Annotated in this window: 4 protein-coding genes; all 4 read right to left on the bottom strand. The window is 49.4% G+C overall.

Annotated elements, in window-relative coordinates; genetic code table 11:
* A partial coding sequence (locus tag AC559A_RS18645) for a class I SAM-dependent methyltransferase (protein ID WP_498819206.1) occupies positions 1-581 on the bottom strand: 581 nt, incomplete at its 3' end.
* A gap of 163 nt (positions 582-744) precedes the next feature.
* Positions 745-1,026 carry a class I SAM-dependent methyltransferase gene (locus AC559A_RS18640; protein ID WP_498819204.1) on the bottom strand — a complete coding sequence of 94 codons (282 nt, stop codon included), beginning with the start codon at positions 1,024-1,026 and terminating at the stop codon, positions 745-747.
* Between the two features lie 529 nt (positions 1,027-1,555).
* Complete coding sequence (locus AC559A_RS18635; protein WP_498819203.1) at positions 1,556-3,637, bottom strand: hypothetical protein; 2,082 nt, start codon at positions 3,635-3,637, stop codon at positions 1,556-1,558.
* A 109-nt stretch (positions 3,638-3,746) separates the two neighbouring features.
* Positions 3,747-5,501 carry a beta strand repeat-containing protein gene (locus AC559A_RS18630; protein ID WP_498819202.1) on the bottom strand — a complete coding sequence of 585 codons (1,755 nt, stop codon included), beginning with the start codon at positions 5,499-5,501 and terminating at the stop codon, positions 3,747-3,749.
* Between the last annotated feature and the right edge of the window lie 82 nt (positions 5,502-5,583).

Raw genomic sequence — 5,583 nt, 5'->3', positions numbered from 1 at the left:
TGTCCAAGGCGGGTCATGAAGTCAAAGCCCTTGTCGATGGCCGCCATGGGGCTCAAGCCTTTGGCCTGCTGGTGGCGTTGCAAAAGCTTCTGCAAGGGCAAAGCGGATATCCAGCCGGGCATGGCGTTGTAACTGACATACGCCAGTCCTCCAGCCACCAGGGCGTGGTCCAGGCATTTGCACACGGCGCGGCGCAGATCTTCCGTAATCCACGAGTATATCCCGTGCAGAATCGCGAACTGGAATTTTCCGTAGGGCCAGTTTCCAGACAAATCCAGAAAATCGGCCTCGACGAAGGTCACGTTCTTCAGTCCGGCGTCTTTGGCCAAATCAGAGGCATGGGCGATGTGCTGGGGGTTGAAGTCCACGCCGACGAATTCAGCATCCGGGTACAGCGAGGCGATCAGATTCAGGCCCACGCCTTGGCCGCAGCCAAGTTCCAGATACCGGAACTTCTTGACGTCCGGCCCCTTGAACCCCTTGAGCCGCACAGCCCAGTCCAGCCAGGCGGGGGTGGTTTCGCGGTAAAACTGGTACGTGTAGCCTACTGCCGTGTTGTAGCCATGGGACCATTCAGACATGGGAAATACCTGTTCCTGTTTTGGTTGGTGGGGTTCTTGCGTTACAGTCGATCAGGGGTGTCCATTTGGCATTGATGTCCATGAAGGCTTTATACCGGTCAGGGGTAATCAAGTCCTTGGTGGATTAGGAAGTGAAATTTTTTGCTGTAGCCGTAGAGAATGTCTATTGGCGAGATGGACCGGCAGGTGTGGTGTAGGCTGGTTCAGTCAGCTTGTTTTCAGCAATCAGGGTACAGACGGATTGTAGGTCCGGACAGGTGACCACCAGAAAGCCGTCTGGTTTGAGTACCCGGTTAAATTCAGCCAGGGCCTTGGGCACTTCATGAGGATACAAATGCTCAATGTTGTGGCTGGAGAAGATGGCGTCCATGGAGGCGTCGGCTACGTTTGTCATGTCGGTAATGGTGCCGATGATGTCTGGGGAAACGCAAGCGTCGATGTCCAAACGGACTTCATGCCAGTCGGGGGTGTTGAAGGCTTTGGTGATCTGATCTTTGTGTTTTGGGCCACAGCCGATGTGTGTAGGAAGCTTTGCATGATGTATGGACAAGAAAGAGGGTTCGCAATAGCTACGCATGAGCATAGTCTGGAAAGGATGAGTGGGCTTGTAGCTGATCGGCAGACGATAACCAAGGGCTTTGCGCGGGCCTTGGTTGGCTTGGATAGCCTTGGCGCTCCCTTTTCCACTGATCGCGAACCTGAATCAGTAATATTCTGTGGTCGAGCAGTTGAAATGAGCACACTCTACGGGCTTCGGGCAGCATGATTTTCAAGAATTTATACGTCCCATGTTCTGGAAAGGGTGCGGTGTTTTATTGGACACAACAGCGTGCATCTAGGTCAGACGGCTGACCGCCTCTTAGGAATTTTTAAGCAAGTCTCAAAAAAAAACCTGCCCTTCGTAGGAAGGGCAGGGTGTAAAAGGCTTCACCACAAGCACCTACCTCCTGGTAGGTGCTTTTTTGGGATGGTGCTTACGCAAACGCCGCTCCGATGTTCGCTGCTGCGAAAGAATCAGGTGCAATTCCGGAGAAAGTGGCGATCAAGTGCAATTCGCCTTCATCAACGTTTGCACCATCAGCATCCACGAAGTAATACATTTCCATATTATTTCCAGCAGTATATTGAATGAATACTAATGCATCACCAGCATCAATATCTGCATTCGTTGCCGCAGTGCCCAAGTTTGCTACAAGACCTGCCGCTCCTGCAGTTCCAATCGTACCAGCAATTTCATAAACGGTTGTACCTGCATTTATCGCTGTGTCAGTTGCGCCAGCTTGGTAAGCAATCGTAGCTGTAGCATCAATTGCTAGTAATGCTTGAGCAAACACAACTCTATCGTTTGCTGTGTTAAATCCAAGTATCAAGTCTGAACCATTAGCTGCAGCATAAGCAGCGATAGTCGTAGCTCCACCACTAATAAACTGCACTTGGTCAATCGCAGAAACTGTTTCGGTTAAATTGATAGTATCATTTCCTGCGCGACCTGTTACACGGCTGGTACCCTCACCTGTTATAATTACATCATCTTTTGCACCACCGGTAATTGTGTCAGCTCCAGCACCACCAGTTATGGAAAAATTCCCATTTGTTTCAGCAGAGCCATCAAAATCAAGTGTCTTAGTAGCGCTCAGTGCTGATGCGTTGACTGTAAATGTAGCATCAGCGGCAACGTTATCATCATGTGTAGTGATTTTATAGCTAAAACCATCATTGAGTCTCAGAATATCAAATTTTGTGAAATCACCGTCAAATTGTAAGCCAGCTGAGTAATCTCCATGAAGATCAAGAGTATCAGTCCCGGTTCCGCCCGTCAGGGTGTCAGCAGTAGTGATATTTGCACCGCCATAGACATAGTTGTTACCGTCTCCAGTAATTACTTTTGAGTCGCCATCGTTGTTTTCAATATGGAAGATGTCACTTCCGCTTCCACCAGTTAATGTATCAGCACCTGTGCCGGCATAGATATGGCTTCCATTTGCTGTGTTGCCAGCGAGGCTGATAACGTCACTCTTACCAGAGCCATAAATTGTGTAGACGGTATTGTGTGCTGCACCGGAAGGATCAAGTTTTACAGCGTCACCTGTCAAAGCTTTGAAGTCGAAAGTACTTGCACCGGAGAGATTATAGTTAGCAAATTCTTGCACCCCAGCAGCAGAACCTGTCATTGTTACAGTCTGAACACCCGTGAATGATGTCATGTTCAGAATGCCGGCCTTAGCGGTATCTCCGACGAACATCAGGTTTTCAATGCCTTGCACTAAAGGTGTTCCAATTTCAGTCAAGCCGTTATCGCCATTTAAATGAACCTGTAAGATGTCCTGATCTGTATTGAATGGATCAATTAATGTGTCACCAGTTTTTAACGTTCCGGGAAGTGCGTTCACAAGCTGAGATACATTACTGAAACGGAAATTGACATTTTCCCCGGCTTGTGTCGCAACTGTATCAGTTAAATTATCAACGCCGGCTACCAAATTAATTGCATTTCCTGGTTCCGGTGCCGGAGGGGCCGGAGGTGCAGGCGCAGGGCCAGGTGCTGGTGGAACAACTGGATCAGGAACAGGCGGAGTTGGCTCTGGGATTATCTGATTCTGAAAAGCGTTTTGTTGTGCGGGGGTTACCAGACTCGGAGAGTCCACACCGGCAGGACCGGAATTCCATCCACCAGGGCTGCCGAACGTGCCGTCAACTTTAGGCATCAGGCCGAGGTCGTTGATCATGGCGTTGCCAAGTCCACGCGGCAGGATCGTCCCGTCAGCCAGATTGCTCACGTAATACTGGACAATTGCAGGATTGATACCGGCTGTCGTTCCAAAAATATTGACGAGCATGTTCTGAACAATGGTCTGAGATGTTGCCAAGTCAGGCGTTTCCGTACCCAACCCAACGGTATTGCTTACAAACTGCTGCAAGCCGCTTCTCCAGACATTGCCGTTGTTCTCAAACAACGCCAAGCTCCATTGCGAGAGTTGGTCAGCCGTAGGCGTCAATCCAACCGCACTAAAGTATGCCTTTACTTTGTTGTTGTAGTTTCCTGGTGTGATCGACATAAGTTTTAGCCTCCTTGCTGAAATAAATAAGCCACGGCAATTATTTTGCCGTGGCTTATTTATTATATTAGTCTTTTACACTCATTCGACTGATTTGAATTATTTATACCTATCCGAGTACGAAGTCTGCTGCTGTGAGTGGAGGTACTCCAGTAAATGTTGCAATCACGATAGCAGCTCCAGCGCCAGTACCATCAGCATCGAACGTTAGTACTCCTGTAGCTGTGTCATAAGCAAATGTTGCTTGAGCAGTAACAGCTACAGCGCCTGCAGCACTTACAAAGTTTACATTTCCTGCAGCTCCGGCCGCTGATGTAATTAGTGTCTCAGCAGGATTTGCGGCTGTGCCAGCAGCAAAACCAGTAGTTCCTGTGAGGTTGGCAAACTGAAGTTGAGATGTGGCTGGATTGAATCCCGTGATAATATCTCCACCTTCAGCACCCAAGAGAGCAGTTGTGTTTCCAGTGTACCTGATTGTGTTTGCTCCACCAACAAGGTTTATAGTGTCGGCACCGGCACCGCCTGTGATAATGTCATTTCCCATACCGCCTGTGATAGTGTCATTTCCTGCATCAGCATTAATTCTCAGACCTACAGTTGACTGGGCGGCATTAACTACAGTGGCTACACCTGCTGTCATATTAATAGTGTTTGAGCCTGCGGTAGCAATTATTGTGTTTATTTCGCCTCCTGCTGTAACAGCATTAACGTTAACAACGTTGTCTCCACCGTTAAGAGTAATCCTGTTTGCACCACCAGATGTAGTGATTAAGTCATTGCCTGCACCGCTGGTGATAGTGTCTGCTCCAATGCTGCCGATAAGTTGGTCATTTCCTGCGCTACCAACAATTACCAGACCATTGACGTTAACGCCTGCCGGAAGAACAGGAACTCCTTGCATGGTTACGCCAAAGCTGGTGTTCGTGGAAGGAGTAGCATTCCCGAAATCATATCGCTCTGCTTGGAGAGCTGCATTATTGAGGTTCGCCAAAGTCAGCTGACCGTTTAATGTTCCATATACATTTACATATCGAGCACCGGATATGTTTGTAAAATCAAGTGTACCTGCCAAAGAGTCGGTATTACGAATTTCGATGGTCTCGATGTTTCTGATTATTGGTTGAGCCCCAACGGGAGTTACAGGGAAAGCTCTGTTAGCCAAAATCGTAAGCACATCGTTGTCTCGTTCGTTGAGCGGCGAAGCAACCCAGTTATTTGGGTCAATCAAGGTGTCTACACCTGCAAGTGTACCAGCAGGAGCATCGACTAATTCATTGTTGTTAGTGAACTTAAATGCATCAGGTGTAACGCCGTTGAAAGACCCGTCGCGGTCAGCATAGTCGGTACCGATTGTCAAAGTAAATTCGCCGCCACTGGCATTCTCAACATTATCTTCCCAAGCCAACCGCTGCGCAGCGGTCACCAGGGCGGGGGAGTTCGCACCGGCAGGACCAGCAACCCAACCAGCGGGGCTGCCGTAGGTGCCGTCAACCTTGGGCATCAGACCCAGGTCGTTGATCACCGCGTTGGCCAAGCCGCGTTCCTTGATGGTTCCAGCAACCAGGTTGGTGACGTAGTAGTCGCGGATGGTGGCGTTCATGCCAGTGTGCGCACCTGCTCCGAACATGTTCTGCCAAATCTGGTTCACAAGTGCCGTAGCCATGGCAGTGGTGTAGGGCTTGTTCAGTCCCAACCCGGCGATCTGGCTGACATGCTGCTGCAAGCCGAGACCAGCCCAGACATTGCCGTTGGTGTTCACCAGGTTCTGCGTCCACAGAGCCAACTCGGCGGCGGTTGCGCTCCGCCCTGTGGTTGCCTCAAAGTACGCGTTAACTTTGTTCTGATACTGCACTGCTGTTGCCATAATCTTCTTCCTCCTAAAATTGTGAAAAGTAAAAAAAAGCCCATTCCAAAAATTCGATCAGACCTGCCCGAGAGTCACAACC

The sequence above is a fragment of the Desulfonatronum zhilinae genome (genome assembly GCF_900182865.1).
Lineage (GTDB): Bacteria > Desulfobacterota > Desulfovibrionia > Desulfovibrionales > Desulfonatronaceae > Desulfonatronum > Desulfonatronum lacustre.
The sequence above is the reverse complement of the archived record's forward strand: the minus strand, read 5'-3'. Positions and strand labels throughout refer to the sequence as shown.

Excerpts from the sequence above, each read along its gene's own strand:
- AC559A_RS18635 (WP_498819203.1), bottom strand. The coding sequence starts at position 3,637 with ATGTCGATCACACCAGGAAACTACAACAACAAAGTAAAGGCATACTTT.
- AC559A_RS18630 (WP_498819202.1), bottom strand. The coding sequence starts at position 5,501 with ATGGCAACAGCAGTGCAGTATCAGAACAAAGTTAACGCGTACTTTGAG.